Annotated in this window: 1 protein-coding gene; it reads left to right on the forward strand. The window is 66.2% G+C overall.

Features of this window, described 5'->3' with window-relative positions:
- The coding region (locus ACI3KS_RS19620) for an IS256 family transposase (protein ID WP_404920218.1) at window positions 1–680 on the forward strand (680 nt) is incomplete at both ends.

Consider the following 680-nt stretch of genomic DNA (forward strand, 5'->3'; position numbering starts at 1 on the left):
GATCTACCTCGACGCCCTGGTGGTGAAGGTCCGAGATGGTGGGCATGTCCGCAACAAGGCCGCGCACATCGCTGTCGGCGTCGACATGGACGGCATCAAGCACGTCCTCGGGATCTGGATCCAGCAGACCGAGGGGGCGAAGTTCTGGGCGTCGGTCTGCGCCGAGCTCGCCAACAGGGGCGTCCGCGATGTCCTCATCGTCTGCGTCGACGGGCTGACCGGGTTCCCCGAAGCGATCGAGGCAACCTGGCCGGAATCAATGGTCCAGACCTGCGTGGTCCACCTGATCCGCAACGCGATGCGTTTCGTCGCCTACGGACAGCGCAAGGCCGTCGCGGCCGCGTTGAAGCCGATCTACCAGGCCCCGACCGCGGACGCCGCACTGGCGGCTCTGGACGCGTTCACAGCCTCGCCGTTGGGGCAGGCGAACCCGAGGTCAGCGCAGGTGTTCGAAGACGCCTGGGAGCGGTTCACACCCTTCCTCGCGTTCCCGCCGGAGTTGAGGCGGGTGATCTACACGACGAACGCGATCGAGTCGCTGAACTTCCAGCTGCGGAAGATCATCAAGAACCGCGGCCACTTCCCCAACGATCACGCCGCCGTGAAGCTGCTCTGGCTCGCGATCTGCGACATCGAAGACAAACGCGCCCGCGACCGCGCGAAGGAACGCGGCCTCGGGC

The organism is Microbacterium sp. ZW T5_45 (genome assembly GCF_044987415.1).
Taxonomy (GTDB): domain Bacteria; phylum Actinomycetota; class Actinomycetes; order Actinomycetales; family Microbacteriaceae; genus Microbacterium.